A 25,312-nucleotide genomic window follows, 5' to 3' on the forward strand; every position below is an offset into this window, starting at 1 on the left:
GATTGCGGACCTCGGTCTGAGTCATTAATGAATGGCCCAGAGGTGTCTGAGTCGAAGCGGGGCTTTCTGTCCGGCAAGCTTCCCCTTGCTCCAAGGTTGATGGCTGTACGAAGTATTGGTGTTCATGGCTTGTCCTCCGAGTTGGGGAGGACAACGGTGGATCAGCCGCAGTGCATGGCCGCCAACCAACCCAAAGCAGCCCTCCAAGCTGGCAGCTAGACTGCCGAGACTTGATGTGGATCAAGCGCGGCATTGCCCTAGGCGCTAGTGTCGAACTTGATATCCCGGCGGACTGAGCAGATGTCCTGGTTACGATTTCATCAACGCTCGTTGCTACGCATGGCCTTGGTGCTGTGGTTGCTGGCGTTTGGGGTCGCGGCAAGCCATGGCTGCCTGTCCTACCTGCCTCACGATCTGGCGAGCGGCCATGATGAAGTGTCGTCCAGCCTGCATGAACGATCTCACCAGCTGCATGCCAGTGGGTGCCTGCAGTTCTGCGAGGACGGCGCGACGGCGTTGAAGCTGGCGTCGGGCCAGGTTCTCCTCGACCAGATATTCTGGCCCCTCTTGCTGCTACTTCCGGTAGCCCTCCTGCCTGCCGTCATACCCCCACGTTTCGCCGCACTCGCCTTCCACCTGCCTGCGCCGCCACGGCCGCCGGCACGTCTGCGCTTCGTCCGCTTCAACGATTGACCCGTCTTCTGTGCGCCCGGGCCTCCGGACGCACAGTCCTGCTACGCCTGCACGAGCAGGCGTGGACCGCTGCATCCCACCCTTTGAAACAGTCGGAGATCGCCATGCACATCACCATCAAATCGCTCGTTGCCGCACTGCTGATCAGCAGCCCGCTGCTCGCCGCGGCCGTCGAAGAACATCACCCCGAGCAGGCTCCGGCGAACGCCGAGAGCCCGTCGGCAACCACCCAGGACCGGGAAAAGGCCATGGCTGAGCAAATGCAGAAGATGCAGTCCATTCACGACAGGATCGCGGCCGCCAAGACCCCGGAGGAGCGCCAGGCGGCCATGCGCGAAGGCATGCAGGCGATGAAGGAAGGTCTCGGCATGATGCAGGGCGGCTGCCCCGGCAAGGATATGGGCCAGCACATGAAGATGATGGGCCCGCAGATGATGGAAATGATGATGCGGATGATGGACCAGCACGCCGGCATGATGGGCTCGCAGCCGGGCATGGGGGGGATGCCCATGCAGAAGCCCATGGAGCAGCCGGCCCAGAAGCCTGCCCAATAAGCACTTGGCACGACCTCGGTGTCGGCCTGGTTGGCGGAAGCGCCCCCAGGCGGACACTTCCACCATGCCCGTTCAGCCTGCCTTCCAATTCTGCGGTCTTCCGCCGCTACGACTCGGACATCGTGCCGTCGTCCGATCAACTCGTAGGATGCGGTAGAGCGAAGCGAAACCCATCACCCTCGCCGACGGGCTTGGCTCCGCGCCACCCAGTAGCCTGGATGCACTCCAGGTAAGACCTGCCACAGCCCCCGGATTCCATCCGGGCTACGGCTGCCTACCACCCGGGCCTCGTGCCGGCGCCCACCACATCCTATGGCGCCATTCCCGCCGTCTCCTCGCCACCCAGCTGCATCGCCCGCTCATATGCGGCCTCGTACAGCGACCGCGCATCCCCCAGCAGCAAACCCACCGCAAAGGACAAACGCGCCGCTTCGCGCTGCACGAAGTCGCCGTTCTCCGCGTGTTCCACCAGTTGCAGCAGGTCCAGCACGGCGGACATGCGCTGGTGGGCGGTTTCGAAGAGGTGGGCAGGGCTGGCCGCGGCGTTGAAGAACATCACGTCGGGATAGGGCTGGGAAGGGGAGGTAAAGGCCTTGAGGTCAGGCATGGCGCACCCCCGGGGTGGAGGCAGAGCTGAAAAAAGCGCGGAGGCGCGCGGGGGTAAAAGGCGGGAAATTGCTATCCATGGCAAGCACCTTGGTTGGGCCTTCTTTGCCTGCCAGTAACCGTCCTACGGGTTGGGTGGCAGGGCCGTGCAAGGGTAGGAGCCCCGGCAACCAAGATCCGGGCAGGCCTTAAAGGCCTCCTCGCACGGCCCGCCATAGATGTGCTGGACAGCATCAAGCCTGTGCCAGCAGCCATGTCGCTACCGCGTCTTGGTTAGAAAACAGGGGTCCTACGCCCAGGTCACGGGATTGACCGTGACGGGCAGGACTCTAGCCAGAGCGCTTGTAGGCGCTCAAGGCTAAAGGCTCGTAGGAAGTTTCTCTGTAGGCGGCTGGGTTTGGAGTACAGAAAAGGCTGTAGGAAGCGGCCTTCACCGTATGTCGCCGGGGCCAGTTCCGCCGACGCAAGGTAGTGCCCTGCCCGGGTTGAAACTGGTCAAAAACTATACTGGGAGTGCGGGGGTGAACTGTGGGGGGACCATTCAGGAGGGCTCGCCATGCGTATCCTCAAGCTGCTGATCATCTTCCTGGCCTGCGCTGGCAGCGGGCATCTCCTTGCCCAGCAACCCTGGCCCACCACCAGCAACGCCAGTGAGACCCTGCTCGCCTGGAACGGCGGCGGTCACGGCGGTGGACGCCACAACGGCTATCGCCACGGTAATGGCTACAAACACCACAAACACTTCCACCGTCACCGTGGCTACTACGGCCACGGCCCGCGCGTCATCTACGCCCCTCGCTACTATGGCGGCTACTACCTGGGCGAACGGCCCTATTACTACCAACGCTACGGCAGCCCGCGAATCGTCATTCAGTACTACGACCCGAGGCTGGGGATATTCATCGGCTCGGATCTGGGAGGCTATTGAGCAAACACCGTATCTACCGGCCCAAAGAGGAAAGTTAAGTCCGTAGCGCTCGAATTTCTCCGAAGAACCTGCTCGAAGAAGGTAGGGCGGGAATACGGCATCGGAATCGATGGTGGTCGCGGTGTAGTCAGATGGGCGTAGAAAGCGCCGCCGGGCGGCGGCGCCTTGGCGTCATCAGTCCTGGCGGCTGGTGACTTCCAGCAGGTGATAACCGAACTGGGTTTTCACCGGGCCTTGCACCACGTTCAGCGGGGCGCTGAATACGACGGCGTCGAATTCCTTGACCATCTGGCCACGGCCGAAGGAGCCGAGGTTGCCGCCGTCGCGGCTGGAGGGGCAGGTGGAGTTTTGCTTGGCGACTTCGGCGAAGTCGGCGCCGGCTTCGATGGCGGCTTTCAGTTCGTTGCACTTGGCTTCGGTGGAAACCAGGATGTGGCGGGCGGTGGCGCGTGCCATGGTGGGGTACTCCTTGCTCGTTTGAGGGGGCAGAGACTAGCGGAATTGGCGGTTGATTCAAGGTGGTTTGTCGGCGGCGGCGCACTTTCTGCGGGGCGGTTGGCGACTTTGCAGAGGCTCAGGCCGCGCGTGCCTCTGCGGTCAGCCAGTCCACCAGTTCACGCAGCTGCGGACTGGGACCGGTGCGCTCGGGGTAAACCATGAAGTAGGCGCCGCCAGTTGGCACCTTGAGGTCGAAGGGGGCGACCAGGTTGCCGTTGGCCAGGTCATCGCCGATCAGTGACCAGTCCCCCAGCGCAATGCCGGCGCCCTGGGCCGCGACGGACAGGGCCAGGTCCATGGTGTCGAAGTGGTGCCCGCCGCTCAGTGGGCCGGGGGTGTGGCCGGCGGTGCGTAGCCAGGTTTCCCAGTCGTGTTTGTCGCGCGCCGGGTGCAGCAGCACGTGGTGCTCCAGGTCGGCTGGGGTTGCCAGCGGCCCTGATCGTTCCAGGTATTGCCGGGTACAGACTGGCGTCAGTTGTTCATTGAACAGGTGGTGGGCGGTGACGTTCCCGGAGGGCGCAGTGCCGTAGACGATTGCCGCGTCGAACTGGTCGCGGCGAAAGTCCACGCCATAGGCGATGGTCGTGGTCAGCTCCACGGGGACATCGGGGCACTCGGCCTGCCACTTCATCAGGCGCGGCAGCAGCCAGCGCATGGCGCAAGTGGGTGCCTTGAGTTGCAGGGCCTTGCGCCTGGCGCCCACTTCTTCCACGGCCTCATCGATCAGGGCGAACACTTGCTGGATGCGCGGGTAGAGGTCGCGCCCCTGTTCGGTCAGGGCCAACCCTCGCGCCTGGCGCAAGAACAGCGGGTAACCCAGATGGCTCTCCAGTCCGGCGATTTGCCGGCTCACGGCGCCCTGGGTGATGTGCAGCATTTCTGCGGCCCGGGTGAAGTTGCAGCACTGGGCGGTGATCAGGAAGGTATGCAGAGCGGGCAGGGGAGGCAGGCGTTTCATCATTCGAGCCATGACTTGAAGACATGGCTAGTATGACGATTTTTGCCTTGTCAGTCGCGCCACCTGGCGGCTCAATGGGCGCCACTCGTGGCCCTCCAGCCGTTTCGGTTCTGTGTTCAGGGAGTGGCCGCCCTTAGCCTCGCTCATGGAGCCCATGCAATGTCGAATACCCTTCCGACCTTTCCCGAGACCCTTGCCGGCGTATACATCAACGGCCAGTGGCTGCCCGGTGGCGCCGTTCTGGATGTCGTGAACCCCTCTACCGAAGAGCGCCTGGCCACCATTGGCACCGGCGATGCGGTCAGCGTCGAGCAGGCCGTGCAGGCCGCCAGCCAAGCCTTCCCGGCCTGGGCCCGCAGCAGCGGCGCCGAGCGCGGCGCGGCGCTGCGCCGTATTGCCGAAGGTGTGCGCCAGCGTCGTGAAACGCTGATCCAATTGCAGTCGCTCAACAACGGCAAGCCGCTGTTCGAAGCGGGCATCGACGTGGACGACGTGATCGGCACGTTCGAGTACTACGCCGGCCTGGCCGAAGGGCTGGACGCTCAGCAGGACCGTCCGGTGGCGCTGCCCAGCGAAGACTTCACCGCGCGCCTGCGCCGTGAGGCCGTTGGCGTGGTGGGCCTGATCGTGCCCTGGAACTTCCCCATGGTGACCACCGCCTGGAAACTCGCCCCAGCCCTGGCAGCCGGTTGCGCCGTGGTGCTGAAACCCTCCGAGGTGACGCCACTGGCGGAGCTGGAACTGGTTCGCATCATCGCGGAGGCCGGTCTGCCGGCTGGCGTGCTCAACGTGGTGTGCGGCACCGGCCTGGCCGTGGGTGCGCCGTTGTCGTCCCACCCGAAGGTGGCCAAGGTGTCCTTCACCGGCAGCAACGCGGTGGGCGTGCAGGTGATGCAGCGCGCGGCGGAAACGGTGAAGGGCATCAGCCTGGAGCTGGGCGGCAAGTCGTCCTTGCTGGTGCTGGAAGAGGCCGACCTGGACCTGGCCGTCGAGCTGGCCTGCGGTGGTGCGTTCTTCAACGCCGGGCAGATGTGCTCGGCCACCAGCCGTGTGCTGGTAGCTGAACCCCTGGTAGGGGACTTCCTGGCTCGCGTGCAGGCCCGTGCCGAGGCGACCAAGGTCGGCGACCCCTTCAGTGAAGGCGTGGAAATGGGCGCTCTGGTGAACCAGGCGCAGTACCAGCGCGTGCGTGGCCATATCGAGCGCGGCATTGCCTCGGGCGCCCGTCTGGTGTGCGGTGGCGAGCGTCCGGCGGAGCTGCAGCGCGGGTTCTTCCTCAAGCCGACGGTGTTCACCGATGTGCCGAAGGACAGCGCCCTGTGGAAGGAAGAGATTTTCGGTCCGGTGCTCTGCGTGCGCAGCTTCGCTACCGAGGAAGAGGCGATCGAACTGGCCAACGACAGTGAATTCGGCCTGGTGGCCAGTGTGGTGAGCCGCAATGGCGAAGCCGCCGAGCGCGTTGCCAACGCCTTGCAGGCCGGCATGGTGTGGATCAACTCGCCGCAGGTGATCTTCCCGCAGACCGCCTGGGGTGGTTACAAGCAGAGCAGCATCGGCCGTGAGCTCGGCCCGTGGGGCCTGGCTTCGTTCCAGGAGCTGAAGCACGTGGTACGGGCGGTCTGACACTCGCCGAGCGTCCTCTGCGGGTGCGACTTCGGTCGCGAATCAAGTCGCCCCTGCAGTGCTTTGCTTGTACCTGGCCGGCGAAGGCGCACACTGGCGGGTGAATCTGGATAGGGAGTGCTGATCATGGATCTTCAACTGGAAAACCGCAGTGCCCTTGTATGCGGCGGCAGTTCCGGGTTGGGTTTTGGCGTGGCCGAGGCTCTGGCCAGGGAGGGCGTGCGTGTCTGCCTGCTGGCGCGCAACCTGTCGAAACTGGAGTTGGCGGTGGAACGCATCCGCAAGGAGGGCGGCGAGGCGCAAGCGGTTGCGGTGGACCTGAATGACCTGGGGGCCGTGGACATGGCCATCGAGCAGGTGGTGGCGGCCATTGGTGCGCCGGACATTCTCGTGGCCAACAACGGCGGGCCGCCGCCGGTCAATGCGGTGGATTTCGACCCGAAGCTCTGGCATCAGCAGCTGGACGCCATGCTGCTCGGCACCCTGGCCCTGACCAATGCCTTCCTGCCCGGTATGCGCCAGCGCCGCTTCGGCCGCATCCTGATGATTTCGTCCACCAGCGTGGTGGAGCCCATCCCGGGGCTGGTGCTGTCCAGCGCCTTGCGTGCTGCCCTGGCCAACTGGGCCAAGACCCTGTCCGCCGAGGTGGCTGCCGATGGCGTGACGGTGAATACCCTGATGCCCGGCTCCTTCTGGACCGAGCGCACGGAAACCTTGCTGCTCCGCGCCGCCGAACGCAGCGGTACATCAGTGCAGAGCCTGATGGCCAGGGAGCAGGCGGCGATTCCCGTGGGGCGCTACGGGGCTGCGGAAGAGTTCGGCGCGGTGGCGACCTTCCTGGCCAGCCCCTTGGCCAGCTATGTGACCGGGACGTTGATCCCGGTGGATGGTGGGGTGTTGAAAGGTTGATGGGGCAGGCCTTTGGCCTGCTAGGGCCGCGTAGCGGCCCCAAGGAATCACCACGCGCACGACGGCTCGAAGCTGTCGGCCCGCGCCATTGCCCACATGCGTTCGTAGAAGTCCGCTTCGATCCTGTCGTTGAGCAGGTCTCCCGGCTTGAGGAAGACGTGGATCTGCGAGAACAGCCGAATCTCCTTGTCTGAAACACGCCGCACCAGGTGGCGGGGCTCCAGTTGGTTGGGGTGCTCGAGGCCGGCTGCGGCGAGCATTTCCGCCAGGGCCTTGAGGGTGTTGCGGTGGAACATCTGCACCCGTTGGGCCTTGTCCGGTACCACCAGGGCGCGCTGGCGCAGCTTGTCCTGGGTGGCGACGCCGGTGGGGCATTTGTTGGTGTGGCAGGACTGCGACTGGATGCAGCCGATGGCGAACATGAAACCGCGCGCCGAGTTGGCCCAGTCGGCGCCGATGGCCAGCACGCTGGCGACGTCGAAGGCGCTGATGATCTTGCCGCTGGCGCCGAGCTTGATCTTGTCCCGCAGGTTCAGCCCCACCAGGGTGTTATGCACGAACAGCAGCCCTTCGCGCAGCGGCACGCCGATGTGGTCGGTGAATTCGAGGGGCGCCGCGCCGGTGCCGCCTTCCTTGCCGTCGACGACGATGAAGTCGGGGAGGATGCCGGTTTCCAGCATGGCCTTGGCAATGCCCATGAACTCCCAGGGGTGTCCCAGGCAGAACTTGAAGCCCACCGGCTTGCCGCCGGACAGCTCACGCAGTTTGGCGATGAACTGCATCATCTCGATGGGGGTGGAGAAGGCGCTGTGACGTGACGGGGAGATGCAGTCCTCGCCCATGGGCACGCCGCGGGTAAGGGAGATTTCCTCGGTGACCTTGTGCTTGGGCAGGATGCCGCCGTGACCGGGCTTGGCGCCCTGGGAGAGCTTGATTTCGATCATCCGCACCTGTGGGCTGCGCGCCTGGGTGGCGAAGCGTTCCGGGTCGAACTGGCCGTCGCTGGTGCGGCAGCCGAAGTAGCCGCTGCCCAGTTCCCAGACCAGGTCACCGCCATTCTCGCGGTGGTAGGGGCTGATGCTGCCTTCGCCGGTGTCGTGATAGAAGTTGCCGAGCTTGGCGCCACGGTTCAGGGCGCGGATGGCGTTGGCGCTAAGGGAGCCGAAACTCATGGCGGAGATGTTGAACACCGAGGCCGAGTAGGGCTGGGTGCACTGCGGCCCGCCGACTACCACACGGAAGCTGGACGGGTCGCTGAGCGGCGCCGGGCGCATGGAATGGCCGATGAATTCATAGCCGGCCTTGTAGACGTCGATCAGGGTGCCGAAGGGCTTGTCGCCGCCCTCGTTCTTGGCTCGTGCGTAGACCAGCGAACGCTGGGCGCGGGAGAAGGGCAGGCGGTCGTCGTCGGCTTCCAGCAGGTACTGGCGGATTTCCGGGCGGATGCCTTCGACCAGGTAGCGGATGTTGCCCAGGATCGGGTAGTTGCGCCGCACAGCGTGGCGCGACTGCATCAGGTCGAATACGCCCAGCACGCTGAGCCCGGCAGCGAGGAGCGTGAAGGGCCAGACCCAGTCGTGGTCAGTGAAGGGCAGGCTGAACAGTGTGAACAGTACGCAGAAGGCGAAGAAGGCGTAACGACTCAGCAGCGAGAGGCTCATGCGGATTCCTTGTGTGCAGGTACCGGCACAGAGTAGTGCGAATGGGCGGGGATTGCCTTGCCGGGGCTCAAGAATGGGGTCTTGTCCTACAGGAATGCGGTTCGCAATGTGGCAGGAAAACGAAAACCCGGCATTAGCCGGGTTTCGAGAGTTTGAGCGAGTTGGGATCAGCTGACGCGCTGGGCTTGCAGCAGACGGTCGGAACCGCCTTCAGCGATGCGGTTGGTACCGGTGCGGTCGGAGCCCCCTTCAGCGATGCGGTTAGTACCGGTGCGGTCGGAGCCCCCTTCAGCGATGCGGTTGGCGCCGGTGCGGTCGGAGCCCCCTTCAGCGATGCGATTGGCGCCGGTACGGTCGGAGCCCCCTTCGGCGATGCGGTTGGCGCCGGTGCGGTCAGAGCCCCCTTCGGCGATGCGGTTGGCACCGGTGCGGTCGGAACCGCCTTCGGCGACGCGATCCAGGACCATGTAGCTGCCTTCAGCGGCAACCGGGTCGGTGCCCTGGAAGGAGGACGGCAGAGCGAAAACAGAGCTGCTCAGGGCGGCGATGAACAGGGCGGCGAAGGCTTGGGTTTTCATGGTCTGGCTCCTCGTAGGGGGCTGGAAACTGGGTACGGGGCCAATCTTACGGATGGGGGAGTGATTAAAAAGTGATCACGCGCGATAGAGACCATCAATGCCGTTGATGGTTGATTAAATTCATCAATATCAATGGCTTGTATTGCTTCTTCTCGCCAGACGTGTCGATGACGGCGTCAGACTGGAGCAACCTTGTAGGGTGGACATCGATTTTCATGCCCACCCTGCGCGGCGGAACCAGCCTCCAATGGTGGACCGGTAGAGCGTGGTCCACCCTACGGAAAAGCGAAACCCATCGGGCGGAGTGACAGGGCGCGCGGATCGTTGGTTTTCGCTGCGCTCTACGCGAACCTACGGGTCTGTAGGATGGGTTGAGGCACGAAACCCATCAGGCGGAGTGGCAGGGCGCGCGGATTGTTGGGTTTCGCTGCGCTCTACGCCAACCTACGGGTTCGTAGGACGGGTTGAGGCACCGCAGGGAGCCGAAAAAAGAAAACGGCCCCGAAGGGCCGTTTCTTGTACAGCGAGGTCGTTAGCCGCCGAGGTAGGCGTCGCGGACCTTGGGGTCGTTGAGCAGGTCGTCGCCGCTACCCTGCATGACGATGTGGCCGTTTTCCAGCACATAGCCACGGTCGGCCAGCTTGAGCGCCTGGTTGGCGTTCTGTTCCACCAGGAAGATGGTCACGCCGTCCTTACGCAGCTGTTCGATGATGTCGAAGATCTGCTGGATGATGATGGGTGCCAGACCCAGCGAAGGCTCGTCGAGCAGCAGCAGCTTGGGCTTGCTCATCAGCGCGCGGCCGATGGCGAGCATTTGCTGTTCGCCGCCGGACATGGTGCCGGCGCGCTGCTCGAAGCGTTCTTTCAGGCGCGGGAACAGGTGCAGCACCTTGTCCATCTGCTCCTGGAAGTCGCCCTTGGCGGTGAAGAAGCCGCCCATGGCCAGGTTTTCTTCGACGGTCAGGCGGGCGAACACGCGGCGGCCTTCCGGCACGACGGCGATGCTCTTGCGCATGATGTCGCAGGATTCCTGGCCCACCAGCTCTTCGCCCTCATAGCGAATGCTGCCGCTGGCCGCGCGCGGCGAGCCGCACAGGGTCATCAGCAGGGTCGACTTGCCGGCACCGTTGGCACCGATGAGGGTGACGATCTCGCCCTTTTTCACATCCATGCTGACGCTGTGCAGCGCCTGGATCTTGCCGTAGAAGGTGGAAACCTTGTCGAAAGTAAGCATGGCTCAGGCCTCCCCCAGATAGGCTTTGATCACGTCGGGGTTGTTGCGGATCTGCTCCGGCGTGCCGTCGGCCAGGGGGGTGCCCTGGTTGATCACGTAGATGTGGTCGGAGATGCTCATCACCAGCTTCATGTCGTGCTCGATCAGCAGCACGGTCACGTTGTGCTCGTTACGCAGCATGGCGATCAGCGCCTTGAGGTCGTCGGTCTCACGCGGGTTGAGGCCGGCCGCTGGCTCGTCGAGCATGAGGATGCGCGGGCGAGTCATCATGCAGCGGGCGATTTCCAGGCGGCGTTGCTGACCGTAGGCCAGGGTGCCGGCCGGGCGGTTGGCGACCTCGGTCAGGTTGACCTTTTCCAGCCAGTGGGCGGCGTAGTCCATGGCCTCGCGTTCGCTCTTGCGGAAACCCGGAGTCTTCAGCAGGCCGGCGAGGAAGTTGGTGTTGAGGTGGCGGTGCTGGGCGACCAGCAGGTTTTCCACCGCCGTCATTTCCTTGAACAGGCGAACGTTCTGGAAGGTCCGCACCACGCCTTTGCGAGCGATCTTGTGGCCCGGCAGGGCTTCGATCTGCTCGCCATCCAGACGGATGCTGCCGGAGGTCGGCTGGTAGAAACCGGTCAGGCAGTTGAACACGGTGGTCTTGCCGGCACCGTTCGGGCCGATCATGGAGACGACTTGTTTTTCCTGTACGGTCAGCCCCACCCCGTTGACGGCCAGCAGACCGCCGAAGCGCATGGTGAGACCGCTTACTTCGAGAATCGGGCGGCTCATTGTTTCAGCTCCAGGTGGGGACGTTGCATCGGCAGCAGACCTTGCGGGCGCCAGATCATCATCAGCACCATCAGAGCGCCGAACATGAGCATCCGGTACTCGCTGAACTCACGCATGAGCTCGGGGAGCAGGATCATCACGATGGCCGCGAGGATTACGCCCAACTGGGAGCCCAGGCCACCTAGCACGACGATGGCGAGGATGGTCGCCGACTCGATGAAGGTGAAGGACTCAGGCGTCACCAGGCCCTGGCGCGCGGCGAAGAAGCTGCCGGCAAAGCCTGCGAAGCAGGCGCCCAGGGTAAAGGCGGAAAGCTTGATCACGGTGGGGTTCATGCCCAGTGCGCGGCAGGCGATCTCGTCTTCGCGCAGGGCTTCCCAGGCGCGGCCCAGCGGCATGCGCAGCAGGCGGTTGATCACGAACAGGGTCAGCAGCACCAGCAGCAGGGCGATCAGGTAGAGGAAGACCACCTTGTTCACCGAGTTGTAGGCGAAACCGAAGTACTCGTGGAAGGTCTGCAGGCCTTCTTCGGCACGGCGCTCGAACGACAGACCGAACAGGGTCGGTTTGTCGATGTTGCTGATGCCGTTGGGGCCGCCGGTCAGCTCGGTCATGTTGCGCAGAAGGATACGAATGATCTCGCCGAAGCCGAGGGTCACGATGGCCAGGTAGTCACCGCGCAGGCGCAGTACCGGGAAGCCGAGGATGAAGCCGAAGAAGGCCGCCATCAGGCCGGCGATCGGCAGGCACACCCAGAAACCCAGGCCGTAGTAGTGCGAGAGCAGGGCATAGCTGTAGGCGCCGACGGCGTAAAAGCCGACGTAACCCAGGTCCAGCAGGCCCGCCAGGCCGACCACGATGTTCAGGCCAAGGCCGAGCATCACGTAGATCAGGATCAGCGTGGCGATGTCCACGGCGCCGCGGGAGCCGAAGAACGGCCAGACCAGGGCCAGCACGATCAGGCCGAGGATGAACCAGCGCTGGGTGGAGGGCAGGGTTAGGAAGTTCGCGGTGCCCTTCGACATGCCCGGCAGCTTGGGCGCAGAGGCCCAGGCACCCTGGACTTTTTCACGCATCAGTTGCCAGAAGAACATGGCCACGGCGCACGCGGCAATGGCCAGCAGGGTGGGGGTGTCGGCACCGGTGACCACCAGGCCCACGCCAACCACGCTGAGTTTCAGGCCGAGGATGGGGTAGGCGACGGCCAGCACCAGAAGGGCGCTGAAGAACGCCGTTTTGAGTCGAGTGTTCATACCTTCTCCACCTCCGGACGGCCAAGGATGCCGGTCGGCCGGAACAACAGGACCAGAACCAGCAGGCTGAAGGCCACGACGTCCTTGTACTGGTCGCCGAAGAGGTCGGCGCCGAAGGCTTCGGCCACGCCCAGCACCAGGCCGCCGAGCATGGCGCCCGGAATGCTGCCGATGCCGCCGAGCACGGCTGCGGTGAAGGCCTTGATACCGGCGAGGAAGCCGATGTGCGGGTTGATCACGCCGTATTGCATGCCCAGCAGCACAGCGGCCACGGCGGCCAGGGTGGCGCCGATGACGAAGGTCAGGGCGATGATGTTGTTGGTGTTGATGCCCAGCAGGTTGGCCATGCGGATGTCTTCGGCACAGGCGCGGCAGGCACGGCCCAGGCGCGAACGCGAAATGAACATCGTGAGGCCGTACATGACCAGGAAGGTGACCACGAAAATCAGGACCTGCATGTAGGAGATCACCACGCCATTCATGGTGCTCTCGCCGAACACGAAGTTGCCCGGAATCAGGTTGGGGATCGCCTTGTCCTTGGAGTCCTGGGTCAGCAGTACTTCGTTCTGCAGGAAGATCGACATGCCGATCGCGGAGATCAGCGGGATCAGGCGGTTGCTGCCGCGAAGGGGACGATAGGCGACCCGTTCGATGCTGTAACCGTAAGCACTTGCAACGATGATGCTCGCAGCGAATGCCGCGACGATAACGATCGGAAGGCTTTCCAGACCGAGCATGGTGAGCCCGGCAATCACGATGAAGGCTACGTACGAGCCAATCATGTAAACCTCGCCGTGGGCGAAGTTGATCATGCCGATGATGCCGTAGACCATGGTGTAGCCGATGGCGATCAGGGCATAGGTGCTGCCAACGGTAAGCCCGTTAACCAGCTGTTGCAGATAGTGATAGAGATCAGGCATTCCCTAACTCCTCGGGCATCACGAAAAGCGGCGCTTGTGGCGCAGCGGAGCCCGTAAAACACGGATAAACAAAGCCCACTGCCGTAGCAGTGGGCTTTGCGTTCAGGCGGGAAGCTTATTTAGCTTCGGTTTTGGTGCCGTCCTTGTGCCACTCGTACACCACGAAGCTGAAGTCCTTCAGATCGCCCTTCTCGTCGAAGGCCAGGTTGCCGGTCGGGGTAGCGAAGGAGTTGGCGCGCAGGGCGGCAGCTACCTTGGCGGTGTCGTCTTCGCCAGCTTTCTTGATGCCTTCGGCGATGACTTGAACGGCAGCGTAGGCCGGGAACACGAACGGACCGCTCGGGTCCTCGTTTTTGGCCTTGAAGGCGTCTACCAGGGCCTGGTTCTTCGGATCCTGGTCGAAGGACTTCGGCAGGGTGACCAGCAGGCCTTCGGAAGCCGGGCCAGCGATGGCGGACAGCTCTTTGTTGCCTACGCCTTCCGGACCCATGAAGCGTACTTTCAGGCCTTTTTCAGCCGACTGGCGCAGCAGCAGGCCGAGTTCCGGGTGGTAGCCGCCGTAGTAGACGAAGTCCACGCCAGCCTGCTTCAGCTTGGAAACGATGGTGGAGAAGTCCTTGTCGCCGGCGTTGATGCCTTCGAACAGGGCGACTTTCACGCCTTTGCTTTCCAGGGTCTGCTTCACGGCAGTAGCGATGCCTTCGCCGTACTGCTGCTTGTCGTGGATGACAGCGACGGTCTTCGGCTTGACGTGGTCAGCGATGAAGTTGCCGGCGGTCGGGCCTTGCAGGCTGTCCAGGCCGATGGTGCGGAACACCAACTGGTAGCCACGGGAAGTGATGTCCGGGCTGGTGGAAGCCGCGGTGATCATCAGGATGCCTTCGTCTTCATAGATGTCGGACGCGGGCTGGGTGGAGCTGGAGCAGAGGTGGCCAACTACGTAGTGGATACCGTCGTTGACGATCTTGTTGGCTACGGCAACAGCCTGTTTCGGATCACAAGCGTCGTCATAGACCACGCCTTCGAGCTGAGCGCCGTTCACCCCGCCGGCCTTGTTGATCTGCTCGATCGCCATCTTGGCGCCGATGAATTGCATCTCACCGTACTGGGCAACCGCACCGGTCACCGGGCCAGCCAGGGCGATCTTGATGGTGTCAGCTGCTACGGAGTAGCTGGCGACACCGGCGAGAGCCATGGCGGCGAACAGTTTGGAAATCTGCTTGGTAGCCTTATTCATAGTGCTCCACTCTTGTGTTTTTCATTGTTGTTGTCCTGATTGCCGAGGCTACGGGACAGGGAATTGCACCCCGCCAACACTCCCCGGCAACTGTACCGGAACAGTGTAGATTGCTGATTTGCGGCTTGAAAAGTCGGGTTTTGATGGCGGAATGATCTTGTGTCGCTTAATCGAAACAAACGTATAGAAATACGGCGTGTCTCGCGTGTGGCTGGCGTCGTCAAGGCGGGCTTGTCTGAATGTTGCTCGACGCTATCATTGCGCCCCCCCAATCCATTCGTTACCAACCAACACAAAACAAGCCATGAACGATAACGCTAGCACCCTCTATGCCAAGCTGCTTGGCGAAACCGCCGCCATTACCTGGGAAGAGCTGCAGCCCTTCTTCGCCCGTGGCGCGCTGCTCTGGGTCGATGGCGCCGAAGATCTGGTGGCCGTTGCCCTGGCCGTGGCCGAAGACGACAAGGCTCAGGTCGCGGCCTTTCTGGCCGCCGGCAAGCTCAGCAAGGTGGAGGAAGACCGTGCCCAGGACCTGCTGGCCCGCGATCCGAAGCTCTGGGCTGTGGTGGTAGCCCCCTGGGTTCTGATCCAGGAGCGGGACGAAGCGCCGACCCGTCACTGACGGAGCGCGCGGATGGAGCCCAGGGAGGGGCTCCAGGAGTGTGCCGCATGCCCGGTCCTGCACTGGTCAGGGGCAGCGGCGAAATCGGTGGGGCGAGCTAGACTCAACCCACCTTCTACTTCTCTTTGATATCCACAGGGAGTGCCATCATGTTCGAACCAGGCCATGTACACCGGGCCAATATCCCCGGTATTCCGGGGCAGCAGGAATTCTCCATCGACCTTTATTACGAAGCTCGTCCTAACCCCAAGGAGGGCACCATGCTGCACTTCCGCATGGTGGGCGAGATCGCGGGCAAGCCTTTCGAGGAGGAGTTCGAGATGCACCGCGACACGGCATTCAACTTCGCTGCCGTGGTTTCCAAGGTGGCGGTTAAGAACGGCCTGAACCCCAACAACACGCTGATCATGCGTAATCACAAGGAATACGACCTGATCTTCGAAGATATTCGTCGCGTGCTTGGCGCCGAGCCGGGCGAGGCGGTGAACTTCGATCATCTGGAGAAGGACGGCCTTTGACCTTCGTCCCGGTGGAGGCCACGGCGTGGTTTCCACCTTTCTGCCTGGCCAATCTGAATTGAGGGGTATCGCTTAGCTCAACCGCATCCTACGACTGCGAAGTCAGCTGTAGGTTGGCGTAGAGCGAAGCGAAACCCAACGACCCTCTACGTGCTGACCCAACGCTGGCGCATCCAGCCACTCAGTGCATCCACACCCAACACCAGAATCAGCATGGCGATGATCACGCTGGACGCTTGCGCTTCCTGGAACAGGCTGAGGCTCACGTAAAGCATTTGCCCCAGGCCGCCGGCACCGACGAAGCCGAGCACGCTGGCCATGCGGATGTTGTTCTCCCAGCGATAGAGCATGTAGGCCACCAGTTGCGGCCATACGGCGGGCAGGGTGCCGTAGCAGAACGCTGCAACGCGCCCGCCGCCATTGAGGCGGATGGCTTCGGCGGGTTCCGGCGGGGTGTTCTCCAGGGCCTCGGCGAAGAGGCGGCCCAGTACCCCAGCGGTGTGCAGGGCCAGTGCCAGGGTGCCGGCATTGGGACCGAGGCCCGCGGCCAGCACCATCAGGGCAGCCCAGACCAGTTCGGGCACGGCGCGCAGCGCATTCAGCAGCAGGCGCGCGGTCCCTTGGGCCAGACTGCCGAAGCGGCCAGCCGCAGGCAGGGCGATGAGCAGGCCCAATAGCGCCGCCAGCAGGGTGCCGAGTGCCGACATGGCGAGGGTTTCCAGGGCGCCCCAGCCGATGGCCCTGAGGTGGGCGTTGGAAAAGTCCGGCTGGAGGAAGCGCGCCGCGTAGCTGCTCATCTGCTGCAGGGCGTCGCCACTGACCAGCGCGCCCAGGTCGATGCCCAGCCAGATAAAGGAAGTGGCCGCGGCCGCCAGCAGGGCGAGGATCACCAGGATGTTGCCCACTCTCATGCGAACCTCCCGCGCAGGAAGCGGCTGAGCTGGTCGGCCAACAGCACCAGGGCAAGGAAGGTCAGCAGCATGCTGGCGACTTCACCGCCGGCGAACATCCGCATGGACAGGTCCATCTGTTGACCGAGTCCGCCAGCCCCGACGAAACCCATTACCACCGAGGCGCGCACTGCGCATTCCCAGCGATAGACGGTGTAGGAAATCATCTCCGCCGCCGCGCTGGGCAGCACGCCGTAGGCGAATGCGGCCAGGCGCGGGCTGCCGGCGGTGAGCAGGGCGCGGGTGGGGCGCGGGTCGACGGACTCGAAGATTTCCGCATAGACCTTACCCAGCATGCCGCTGTAGGTGATGGCGATGGCCAGGACGCCGGCGGTGGGGCCCAAGCCCACGGCGCGGACGAAGAGCAGCGCCCAGACGATTTCCGGCACGCTGCGCAGGAAGATCAGCAGGCCACGCACCGGCCAGCGCAGGGCCTGGGCCCACCAGGCCGGACGGCCGCCACGGGGCAGGGCGGAGAGCGACAGGGCGCGGCTGGCCCAGAGCGAGGCGGGCAGGGCAATCAGCAGCGCCAGGCTCATGCCGGCGGTGGCGATGGTCAGCGTCTCCAGGGTGGCGCGGCCTAATAGAAGCAGAAACTCCTCGCCGTGCTCGGGCGGCCAGAAGGCGGAAAGAAACTGCCCCATGGTGCGGGCGTTGCCTTCGTCCAGCAGCACGGCCGGGTTCAGCTCGCTCAGCTTCAGGCCGGGCCAGAGCAGCGCCACGGCCAGCAGGGTCAGCAGCAGGCGGGGCAGCGCGGCGGGGTCGCGAGGCGCCGATCTCAGCATCGTGGAATATGCAGCGCGGGGGCCGCCACGGGCGGAGAAGACGGCACGTCGCCGCGTAATTGCTCGTTGGCGTAGAGGGCGTCCAGGTCGGCCTGGCTAACGGCCTCCCGTGGGCGATCGAAGGCGATGCGCCCGTCTCGCACACCCACGATGCGTGGGAAGTGTGCCAGCGCCAGTTCCACCGCGTGCAAGCTGGCCAGCAGGGTGACGTCGCGGCGACTGGCATCGGCGCAGAGCACGCCGAGGGTGTGGTCGGCCAGCACCGGGTCCATGGCCGAAACCGGTTCGTCGGCGAGGATCAGTTCTGGGGCCTGGTAGAGCACACGGGCGATGCCTACGCGCTGTAGCTGGCCACCGGAGAGTTGGTCGCAGCGCTCGAAAAGCTTGTCGGCGAGATCGAGGCGGGCAAGGGCTGTTTGGGCGCCTGTGCGGTCCAGTGGGTGCAGCAGACTGAGCAAACCTTTGGCCAGGGACCATTGGCCGAGTTTGCCGGCCAGCACGGCGGTGACCACCCGCTGGCGCGGAGGAATCGGCGGGGCCTGGTGGACGAGTCCGATGCGCGCGCGAAGGCGCTGGCGCTCCCGCGCAGAGAGCGTCCAGGGCGCCGCACCGAGCAACTGGAACTGCCCGGTGGCGGGTTTCAGGCTGGTGGCGAGCAGGCGCAACAGGCTGGTCTTGCCAGCACCGGAAGGGCCGATGATGGCTACCCGTTCGCCGCTGGCGACGCTCAGGTCGATAGCCTGTAGGGCAGGCAGGCCGTTGGCGTGGACCAGGTCCACGCCGTGTAGCGACAGGCTCACTTCAACAGGCCGGCCGAGCGTGCTGCTTCTTCGATGCCCTGGTAGTTCTCGGGCTTGGTCGGGATGAAGCGTGTCGCGGCCTGCAGGTCGAGGATCGCCTTGTGCTCCGGGTTGGCCGGGTCGAGGGCGAGGAAGGCCTGCTTGATCTTCTCGGCCAGGGCCGGGTCCAGGGTGCCGCGCACGGTCCAGTTGTAGTCGTAGTAGGGCGGGGTGGTGGCGAAGACTGTCACCTTGTTGGTGTCGACCTTGCCGGCGTCCACAAGCTTCTGCCAGACGCTGGCGTTGAGCACGCCGCCATCCACCTTGCCAGCCTGGACCCAGGCCACGGTGGCGTCGTGGGCGCCGGAGTAGGCGACGCGGGAGAAGAACTCCTCGGGCACGACGCCGTCCTTCTGCATGAAATAGCGCGGCATCAGGCTACCGGAGGTGGAAGACACCGAGCCGAAGGCGAAGGTCTTGCCCTTGAGGTCCTGCAGGGACTTCACCGCCGGATCGGCGCTGATGAATTTGCTGGTGAACTTCTCGTCCTGCTCACGCTGGACCAGCGGAACGGCGTTGCCGGTTTTCAGGCGGGTCTGGACGAAGGTGAAGCCACCGAGCCAGGCCATGTCCAGGCGGTCGGCCGCCAGGGACTCCACCACCGCGGCGTAATCGGCCACGGGCACGAACTCGACCTTCATGCCGAGTTGCTGCTCGAGGTAAGCGCCGAGGGGCTTGAATTTGCGCAGCAGTTCGGTGGGGGCTTCGTCAGGAATGGCCGAGACTTTGAGGACGTCGGCAGCCTGGGAAACAACGGCGGACAGGGACAGGGCGAAGCCGGCCGCGAGGGCCAAGGAGCGTTTGAACATGGGATTCTCCGGTTCAATAGCGGAAAAGGCAGGCGGATTATAGTGATCGGACGATCGCTTGGTAGCTTCATCTTGCTCAGCAGGCAGTTAAGATGTGCGTTTCGCCAACCGCCTGGAGTTATGGCATGACCGCTCCCCTGCCTTCCATTGCCTTTGCCGGTATCGGCCTGATGGGCCTGCCCATGACCCGCCGCTTGCTGGCTGCCGGCTTCCCGCTGACCGTGTGGAACCGTTCCCCGGAAAAGTGCGCGCCGCTGCTGGAGCAAGGCGCCCGCCGTGTGATGACGCCGGCCGAGCTCTGTGCCGAGGCGGATATCGTGATGCTCTGCCTGGCTGACACCCGCGTGGTGCGCAAGGTGGTATTCGGGGAGGGCGGTATTGTCGAAGGGGCGAAGCCCGGGCAACTGCTCGTGGACTTTTCCAGCCTGGAACCGGCCGCCACCCGTGAGATGGCCGCCGAACTCGAGGCTCGCACCGGTATGCGCTGGATGGATGCGCCCGTCTCTGGCGGCACCCCCGGCGCCGAGGCCGGCACTCTGGTGATCATGGCCGGCGGGCATGAAGACGACGTGGAACGGGTGCGGCCGATCCTCGCTCACCTGGGCCAGCGACTGACCCGCATGGGCGGGGTAGGTGCCGGGCAAGTGACCAAGGTGTGCAACCAGATGATCGTGGCCTGCAATGCCCTGGTGATCGCCGAAGTGGTGGCCCTGGCCGAGAAGGCCGGGGTGGACGCCAGCCTGATTGCCCCGGCGCTGGCCGGCGGTTTCGCTGACTCCAAGCCGCTGCAGATCCTCGCGCCGCAGATGGCCGAGAGCCATTTCGAGCCGATCAAATGGCATGTGCGCACGCTGCTGAAAGACCTGGACACCGCCGTGCGCCTGTCCCGCGAGCACGACTCGGCGACGCCCCTCAGCGGCCTGGCAGCGCAACTGATGCGTCTGCACGGCAGCCAGGGCAATCTGGAGCGCGATCCGGCTACGCTGGTGGAAATGTACCGGGAGGATCACTGATGAAGATCGCCGCCAACCTTTCACTGCTATTCACCGACCGCCCGTTGATCGAGCGTGTGATCGCTGCGCGCGTCGCCGGCTTCGATGGTGTGGAGGTGCAGTTTCCCTATGAGTTGCCGGCTATCCGCATGAAGGAAGTGCTGGAGGCGGCCGGCCTGCCGCTGATCCTGTTCAACCTGCCGGCTGGCGACCTGATGGAAGGTGGCCCCGGTCTGGCAGCGGTGCCGGAGCGCCAGGAGCAGTTCGACGATGCCCTGGCGCAGGCGCTGGCCTATGCCGCGATGACCCGCCCGCGCTTCGTCAACGTGCTGGCTGGGCGCAAGGCCGACGGTGTGACTCGGGAGCGGGCGCTGGCCTGTCTGGCCGCTAACCTGCGCAAGACGGCCGAGGCCTTCGCCGTACTGCGTATCGGTGTGGTCTGCGAGGCGATCAACCCGCTGGATATGCCGGGCTTCCTGATCAACACCCCGGAGCAACTGGATGAGCTGCTGCGCGATGTGGATCATCCCAACCTCAGCGCCCAGTACGACCTCTATCACATGGCCCGCCAGGGCGTAGACGCAGCAGCGGGCATTCGCCTGCTGGCCGGCCGCATCGGCCATGTGCAGTTCGCCGACTGCCCCGGCCGTGGCGAGCCAGGTACGGGCAACACCGACTTCGGCCCGGCGCTGCGCGCCCTGGAGGAAGACGATTACCCCGGCTGGATGGGGGCCGAATACAAACCTGCCGGTGTGACCGCCGATACCCTCGGCTGGCTGCCGGAGTGGAAGGCCCGACTGGCCTGAGCTGCCGGCGCCCCCACAGCGAAATGATTTGGCATTTTGTAGAGAGAACACCATGAACGACCCGATTCGCCTCACCCAGTACAGCCATGGTGCTGGTTGCGGCTGCAAGATTTCCCCCAAGGTGCTGGAGGTGATCCTCGCCGGCAGCGGCGCGCAGAACCTCGACCCCAAGCTCTGGGTGGGTAACGCCTCCAAGGACGACGCTGCAGTCTACGCCCTGGACGAGGAGCGCGGTGTGGTGTCCACCACCGACTTCTTCATGCCGATTGTCGACGACCCCTATGACTTCGGCCGCATTGCCGCCACCAACGCCATCAGCGACATCTATGCCATGGGCGGCGACCCGCTGATGGCCATCGCCATTCTCGGCTGGCCGGTCAACCTGCTACCGCCGGAAGTAGCTCGCGAAGTGATACGTGGTGGCCGCTCGGTGTGCGACGAGGCGGGCATTCCCCTGGCCGGTGGGCACTCGATCGATGCTCCCGAGCCGATCTTCGGCCTGGCCGTCACTGGCGTGGTGGACAAGCGCCACATGAAGCGCAACGACACCGCCACCGCCGGCTGCAAGCTTTACCTGACCAAGCCGCTGGGCATCGGCATCCTCACCACCGCCGAGAAGAAGGGCAAGTTGCGCGAGGCCGATGTAGGGCTGGCCCGCGACTGGATGTGCACCCTGAACAAGCCCGGTAGCCGCTTCGGCAAACTGGCAGGGGTCAAGGCGATGACCGATGTCACCGGTTTCGGCCTGCTCGGCCACTTGGTGGAAATGGCCGACGGCAGTGGCCTCACCGCCCGTGTCGAGTACGCCAAGGTGCCCAGCCTGCCTGGCGTGGAGTACTACCTGGAACAGGGCTGCGTGCCCGGCGGCACCCTGCGCAACTTCGACAGCTACGGCGATCGCCTGGCACCTTTGGCCGAGGTGCAGAAGCTGCTGCTCTGCGATCCACAGACCAGCGGCGGCCTGCTGGTGGCGGTGACTCCGGAAGGGGAGGCGGAATTCCTCGCAGTGGCCGAGGAGCTTGGTCTGCAACTGGCGCCTATTGGCAAGCTGCACGAGCGACAGAGTCTCGCGGTCGAGGTGTTCTGATGCGTCCGGACACCTCGAATTACCGCGACATCTTCCTCAATGACCTGCCGATGATGGACGCCCGCGCGCCGGTCGAGTTCGTCAAGGGCGCCTTCCCGCATACGGTCAATCTGCCGCTGATGACCGACATCGAGCGGCAGAAAGTGGGCACCAGCTACAAGCTGCATGGCCAGGACGCTGCCATCGCCCTTGGCCACCAATTGGTCAGCGGCGCCGTCAAGGCGGAGCGCATCGAGGCTTGGGCCGCCTTCGCCCGCGCCAATCCCCAGGGCTATCTCTACTGCTTCCGTGGCGGGCTGCGTTCACAACTGGTTCAGCAATGGCTGAAGACGGAAGCGGGCATCGAGTATCCGCGCGTGAAAGGTGGCTACAAGGCGATGCGGACCTTCCTCCTGGAAACCACCCAGGATGCCGTGACCCAGTGCGACTTCGTGCTGGTCGGTGGCCTCACCGGTACCGGCAAGACCGACGTGATTGCCCAGTTGGCCAACAGCCTGGACCTGGAGGGCCACGCCAACCACCGCGGTTCCAGTTTCGGCAAGCGCGCAACCCCGCAACCGGCGCAGATCGACTTCGAGAACGCGCTGGCCATCGACATCCTGAAGAAGCGTGCAGCGGGTCATGAACAGTTCGTGCTGGAGGACGAAGGGCGCATCGTCGGCAGTTGCTCGGTTCCGCTGGAGCTTTACCAGGGCATGCAGGCATTCCCGCTGGTCTGGCTCGACGACAGTTTCGAGGACCGGGTGGAGCGCATCCTGCGCGATTACGTGGTGAACCTGTGCGCGGAGTTCATCGCGACCCACGGCGACGAGCATGGCTTCACGCGCTTCGCCGAACGGTTGCGCCAGAGCCTGGACAACATCGTCCGGCGCCTGGGCGGTGAACGCCACCAGCGCATGACGGCGCTGATGGACCAGGCCCTGGTCGAGCAGGAAGCGACCGGAAACGTGGACTTGCACCGGGGCTGGATCGAAGGCCTGTTGCGCGAGTACTACGACCCCATGTACGCGTTTCAGCGCGAGAGCAAAGCGTCGCGTATCGAGTTCGCCGGGGAACAGGCGGCGGTGCTGGAGTATTTGCGGCAGCGTCGGCCAGCGCGGGGCTGATTCAGCCCTTCACGCCGGATTCGAATCCACCGGCCTCAGGGGCTGCACATTGCTGCTGCCCAGCCTGTGGGGGTGGCGCAGGAATTCTTCGATGCTGGCCAGTGGTTGGGGACGACTGAGCAGATAGCCCTGGATGTAGTCGCAGCCATGGCCGCGCAGGAAGTCCAGCTGTTCGCGGGTCTCCACCCCTTCGGCGACCACCTGCAGGTGCAGCGTGTGGGCCATGCCGATGATGGCCTGGACGATCTCCATGTCGGCATGGCTGCCGGGGATGTCCATGACGAAGGAGCGGTCGATCTTCAGGGTATCCAGGGGCAGGCGCTTCAGGTAGGCGAGCGATGAGTAGCCGGTGCCGAAGTCGTCGATGGAGATGCTTACGCCCAGATTGCGGATGCGCTCCAGCAGGTGCAGGGCCTGGTTGACGTTGTGCATCAGGGCATTTTCGGTGACTTCCAGCTCCAGCCGCTGCGGCCGTACGCCGGTCTCCCGCAGGGCGCGTTGCACTTCGTCCGCCAACTCGTCGCGGCAGAGGTTCAGCGCCGAGCAGTTGACTGCAACGCGCAGGTCCTGGAAGCCCTGAGCGGCCAGTTTGGCCAGGTCCCGGCAGGCTTGGCGCAGCACCCAGGTGTCCAACTGGGCGATGAATCCGTTGGCCTCGGCCACGCCGATGAAACGATCCGGGGGCAGCAGGCCGAGCTGTGGATGTTGCCAGCGCACCAGGGCTTCCAGCTTGGTCACCTGGCCAGTGTGCAGGTCGAGGATCGGCTGGTAACTGAGGAACAGGCCCTGATCCTTGGCCAGCGCGAGATGCAGTTCCTCTTCCAGTTGCAGCTCGAAGGTGGCCTTGTTCTTCAGGTGGCGGCTGAAGAAGTGCAGGTTGTTGCGTCCGCTGCTCTTGGCCTGGTAGAGCGCGAGGTCTGCATGTTTGAGCAGTTCCTCGCAGGTTTCGCCATCGTCCGGGTAGAGGCTGATGCCGATGCTGGTGGTCATGGTGACGTTGCGCCCGGCCAGGGTGATGGGTTCCTTCATGCGCTCCATGATGCGCTGGGACAGGGTCTTGGCCTCCATCAGGTTGCCCAGGCTGGCGAGCACGCAGAATTCGTCGCCTCCCAGCCGCGCGATCACATCTTCGCGACGCAGCACGCTGCGTACCCGGTCGGCCACCACCTTGAGCAACTCATCGCCCGCGTCGTGGCCCAGGCTGTCGTTGACGCGCTTGAAGTGGTCGACATCGAGGAACATGACCGCCAGTGACTGCTTGAACTCGGCGTGGGTTTGCAGCTTTTCCACGAAGTACTCGTTGAAGGCACGCCGGTTGGGGAGGTTGGTCAAAGGGTCGAAATGGGCAACATTCTGCAGTTTCACCTTCACCTGCTCCAGTTCACCCAGCAGGTTGCTGACATGCTGCAGATCGAGTTCCTTGCGTTGCAGTTTCTTGTCGACCCAGGCCACGCACAGGGCAAAAAGCAGCACCATGCTGGCAATTACCGCCAGGCTGGAACCAAGCTGTACGGCATTGTCCGCACGCTCCAGATACAGTTCGGTGCCCTCCGGTACCGCCAGTTGCAGGGCCAGCATGCCGGTGAAGTGCATGCTGCAAATGGCGCCCCCCATGGTCAGACTGGCAGGGATCTTGAGCAGTTGGTGGCCTTCGCCGCGCTCGCGGAAGAAGGTGGACAGAAGCATGGCGGCCATGCTGGCAGCGATGGCGACGCCTACCGAGATGGCGACCATGCCGGGGTGGTAGTACTGGGTCGCCACCGAGCGGATGGCGGCCATGCCGCAGTAGTGCATGAGCGCGATGCCGAGGCCGACGGCCAGGGCCGCAGCCATATAGTGATGCGGTTCGACCTCGGAGCGGCCAAGGGTGTGCATGCCCACCAATGAGGCGGCGATTACGATCAGCAGGGAAAGCGTAGTGGTGGGGATGTCGTAGTCGATGGCGATCGGTGCCTCGAAGGCCAGCATGGCGATGAAGTGCATCGTCCAGATACCGCCACCCAGGCAGCCGGCGCCGAGCCAACTCCAGCGTCGCCGGGTTTCCGGCTGTTGGGCATGGGCGACCCGCTCGACCATGTCGAAGGCGCAGTAGCTGGCACCCGAGGCCACGAGGAAGGCCAGCAGCACAAGCCAGCTGTTGTGGGTGCATGCCAGCAATATCTGGCCATCCGTGGGAAGTGCAGTACCGAAACGCAGGCCCAGCCAGTCCATAGAGGGGATTCCCATGCAGACGGTTAGACTTCGGGGGAGGGGGTTGCTGGCACAATGCCGTCAGTATAGCCAGCGTGGGTGTCCTGGTTTGGACGTCCGTACCTGGGCGCTGAACGGTCGTCGGTGGGGGATGGCCGGCAGGGGTGGGCCTTCATCGCCGCCGC

General features: G+C 64.2%; 26 protein-coding genes and 1 pseudogene. 11 read left to right on the forward strand and 16 right to left on the reverse strand.

Annotation, left to right across the window (positions count from 1 at the left end; genetic code table 11):
- Positions 1–30: 30 nt before the first annotated feature.
- Positions 31–126 (reverse strand): annotated as a pseudogene (locus G559_RS30845) (integrase); the annotation flags it as partial.
- Between the two features lie 174 nt (positions 127–300).
- Here G559_RS30845 and G559_RS0102185 point away from each other — a divergent pair.
- Complete coding sequence (locus G559_RS0102185; protein WP_028626674.1) at positions 301–693, forward strand: hypothetical protein; 393 nt, start codon at positions 301–303, stop codon at positions 691–693.
- Between the two features lie 104 nt (positions 694–797).
- Positions 798–1,247 (forward strand): hypothetical protein, encoded by a 450-nt coding sequence (locus G559_RS0102190; protein ID WP_036996738.1) that lies wholly within the window; start codon positions 798–800, stop codon positions 1,245–1,247.
- Between the two features lie 310 nt (positions 1,248–1,557).
- Here G559_RS0102190 and G559_RS28385 read toward each other — a convergent pair whose 3' ends face one another.
- A complete protein-coding gene (locus G559_RS28385; protein WP_051246340.1) occupies positions 1,558–1,854 on the reverse strand; it encodes a hypothetical protein in 297 nt (98 codons plus the stop codon).
- 555 nt (positions 1,855–2,409) lie between these two features.
- Here G559_RS28385 and G559_RS0102200 point away from each other — a divergent pair.
- Positions 2,410–2,781, forward strand: a complete 372-nt coding sequence (locus G559_RS0102200; protein ID WP_028626676.1) for a hypothetical protein — start codon at positions 2,410–2,412, stop codon at positions 2,779–2,781.
- Between the two features lie 174 nt (positions 2,782–2,955).
- Here G559_RS0102200 and G559_RS0102205 read toward each other — a convergent pair whose 3' ends face one another.
- Together G559_RS0102205 and G559_RS0102210 are read right to left on the reverse strand one after the other, a co-directional pair.
- Positions 2,956–3,237 (reverse strand): peptidylprolyl isomerase, encoded by a 282-nt coding sequence (locus tag G559_RS0102205; RefSeq protein ID WP_028626677.1) that lies wholly within the window; start codon positions 3,235–3,237, stop codon positions 2,956–2,958.
- Between the two features lie 118 nt (positions 3,238–3,355).
- Positions 3,356–4,237 carry a LysR substrate-binding domain-containing protein gene (locus G559_RS0102210; protein WP_028626678.1) on the reverse strand — a complete coding sequence of 294 codons (882 nt, stop codon included), beginning with the start codon at positions 4,235–4,237 and terminating at the stop codon, positions 3,356–3,358.
- Positions 4,238–4,396: 159 nt separating this feature from the next.
- Between G559_RS0102210 and G559_RS0102215 the strand changes: the two genes are divergently transcribed.
- Entirely contained in the window at positions 4,397–5,860 is a 1,464-nt protein-coding gene (locus G559_RS0102215) for an aldehyde dehydrogenase family protein (protein WP_028626679.1), read from the forward strand.
- Between the two features lie 126 nt (positions 5,861–5,986).
- Complete coding sequence (locus G559_RS0102220) at positions 5,987–6,769, forward strand: SDR family oxidoreductase (RefSeq protein WP_028626680.1); 783 nt, start codon at positions 5,987–5,989, stop codon at positions 6,767–6,769.
- A 47-nt stretch (positions 6,770–6,816) separates the two neighbouring features.
- Here G559_RS0102220 and G559_RS0102225 read toward each other — a convergent pair whose 3' ends face one another.
- From G559_RS0102225 to G559_RS0102260, 7 genes are all read right to left on the reverse strand, one after another.
- Complete coding sequence (locus G559_RS0102225; RefSeq protein WP_028626681.1) at positions 6,817–8,430, reverse strand: FMN-binding glutamate synthase family protein; 1,614 nt, start codon at positions 8,428–8,430, stop codon at positions 6,817–6,819.
- Positions 8,431–8,597: 167 nt separating this feature from the next.
- The gene (locus G559_RS0102230) at positions 8,598–9,008 is read right to left on the reverse strand and encodes a hypothetical protein (protein WP_028626682.1); all 411 of its coding nucleotides are present in this window, start codon (positions 9,006–9,008) and stop codon (positions 8,598–8,600) included.
- Positions 9,009–9,540: 532 nt separating this feature from the next.
- Positions 9,541–10,242 carry an ABC transporter ATP-binding protein gene (locus tag G559_RS0102240; protein WP_028626683.1) on the reverse strand — a complete coding sequence of 234 codons (702 nt, stop codon included), beginning with the start codon at positions 10,240–10,242 and terminating at the stop codon, positions 9,541–9,543.
- A gap of 3 nt (positions 10,243–10,245) precedes the next feature.
- The gene (gene livG, locus G559_RS0102245; protein WP_028626684.1) at positions 10,246–11,013 is read right to left on the reverse strand and encodes a high-affinity branched-chain amino acid ABC transporter ATP-binding protein LivG; all 768 of its coding nucleotides are present in this window, start codon (positions 11,011–11,013) and stop codon (positions 10,246–10,248) included.
- Positions 11,010–12,266, reverse strand: coding sequence for a high-affinity branched-chain amino acid ABC transporter permease LivM (locus G559_RS0102250; RefSeq protein ID WP_028626685.1), 1,257 nt, complete (start codon positions 12,264–12,266; stop codon positions 11,010–11,012). Before G559_RS0102250 ends, livG begins: the two co-directional genes overlap by 4 nt.
- Positions 12,263–13,186: a high-affinity branched-chain amino acid ABC transporter permease LivH gene (gene livH / locus G559_RS0102255; RefSeq protein ID WP_028626686.1), complete on the reverse strand. Its 924-nt coding sequence runs from the start codon at positions 13,184–13,186 to the stop codon at positions 12,263–12,265. Before livH ends, G559_RS0102250 begins: the two co-directional genes overlap by 4 nt.
- A 115-nt stretch (positions 13,187–13,301) precedes the next feature.
- Positions 13,302–14,423, reverse strand: coding sequence for a branched-chain amino acid ABC transporter substrate-binding protein (locus G559_RS0102260; RefSeq protein WP_028626687.1), 1,122 nt, complete (start codon positions 14,421–14,423; stop codon positions 13,302–13,304).
- 304 nt (positions 14,424–14,727) lie between these two features.
- Here G559_RS0102260 and G559_RS0102265 point away from each other — a divergent pair, with 304 nt between their 5' ends.
- Complete coding sequence (locus G559_RS0102265; RefSeq protein ID WP_028626688.1) at positions 14,728–15,045, forward strand: DUF2288 domain-containing protein; 318 nt, start codon at positions 14,728–14,730, stop codon at positions 15,043–15,045.
- A 149-nt stretch (positions 15,046–15,194) separates the two neighbouring features.
- Positions 15,195–15,563, forward strand: a complete 369-nt coding sequence (locus G559_RS0102270) for a DUF5064 family protein (protein WP_028626689.1) — start codon at positions 15,195–15,197, stop codon at positions 15,561–15,563.
- A 146-nt stretch (positions 15,564–15,709) separates the two neighbouring features.
- On the opposite strand, the gene phnE is transcribed toward G559_RS0102270, so the two are convergent.
- The 4 genes from phnE to G559_RS0102290 are packed head-to-tail and all read right to left on the reverse strand — an operon-like array spanning position 15,710 to position 18,946.
- Positions 15,710–16,474: a phosphonate ABC transporter, permease protein PhnE gene (gene phnE, locus G559_RS0102275; protein WP_028626690.1), complete on the reverse strand. Its 765-nt coding sequence runs from the start codon at positions 16,472–16,474 to the stop codon at positions 15,710–15,712.
- Positions 16,471–17,298, reverse strand: coding sequence for a PhnE/PtxC family ABC transporter permease (locus G559_RS0102280; RefSeq protein ID WP_028626691.1), 828 nt, complete (start codon positions 17,296–17,298; stop codon positions 16,471–16,473). The genes phnE and G559_RS0102280 overlap by 4 nt, the downstream gene beginning before the upstream one ends.
- Positions 17,292–18,098, reverse strand: coding sequence for a phosphonate ABC transporter ATP-binding protein (locus tag G559_RS0102285; RefSeq protein ID WP_028626692.1), 807 nt, complete (start codon positions 18,096–18,098; stop codon positions 17,292–17,294). The genes G559_RS0102280 and G559_RS0102285 overlap by 7 nt, the downstream gene beginning before the upstream one ends.
- Positions 18,095–18,946, reverse strand: a complete 852-nt coding sequence (locus tag G559_RS0102290; protein WP_028626693.1) for a putative selenate ABC transporter substrate-binding protein — start codon at positions 18,944–18,946, stop codon at positions 18,095–18,097. The genes G559_RS0102285 and G559_RS0102290 overlap by 4 nt, the downstream gene beginning before the upstream one ends.
- 125 nt (positions 18,947–19,071) lie before the next feature.
- On the opposite strand from G559_RS0102290, the gene G559_RS0102295 reads away from it, so the two are divergent.
- From G559_RS0102295 to mnmH, 4 genes are read left to right on the forward strand one after another with little or no spacing between them, the layout of a single operon-like run.
- On the forward strand, positions 19,072–19,959 hold the full coding sequence (locus G559_RS0102295; RefSeq protein ID WP_028626694.1) for an NAD(P)-dependent oxidoreductase: 888 nt from the start codon (positions 19,072–19,074) through the stop codon (positions 19,957–19,959).
- Positions 19,959–20,744 (forward strand): hydroxypyruvate isomerase family protein, encoded by a 786-nt coding sequence (locus G559_RS0102300; protein WP_028626695.1) that lies wholly within the window; start codon positions 19,959–19,961, stop codon positions 20,742–20,744. The genes G559_RS0102295 and G559_RS0102300 overlap by 1 nt, the downstream gene beginning before the upstream one ends.
- Positions 20,745–20,796: 52 nt before the next feature.
- Complete coding sequence (selD, locus tag G559_RS0102305) at positions 20,797–21,831, forward strand: selenide, water dikinase SelD (protein ID WP_028626696.1); 1,035 nt, start codon at positions 20,797–20,799, stop codon at positions 21,829–21,831.
- On the forward strand, positions 21,831–22,937 hold the full coding sequence (gene mnmH, locus G559_RS0102310; protein WP_028626697.1) for a tRNA 2-selenouridine(34) synthase MnmH: 1,107 nt from the start codon (positions 21,831–21,833) through the stop codon (positions 22,935–22,937). Before selD ends, mnmH begins: the two co-directional genes overlap by 1 nt.
- A 9-nt stretch (positions 22,938–22,946) precedes the next feature.
- Here the strand turns inward: mnmH and G559_RS0102315 are convergent, their stop codons facing one another.
- Positions 22,947–25,148, reverse strand: coding sequence for a putative bifunctional diguanylate cyclase/phosphodiesterase (locus G559_RS0102315; protein WP_028626698.1), 2,202 nt, complete (start codon positions 25,146–25,148; stop codon positions 22,947–22,949).
- Between the last annotated feature and the right edge of the window lie 164 nt (positions 25,149–25,312).

This window comes from Metapseudomonas resinovorans DSM 21078 (assembly GCF_000423545.1).
Lineage (GTDB): Bacteria > Pseudomonadota > Gammaproteobacteria > Pseudomonadales > Pseudomonadaceae > Metapseudomonas > Metapseudomonas resinovorans.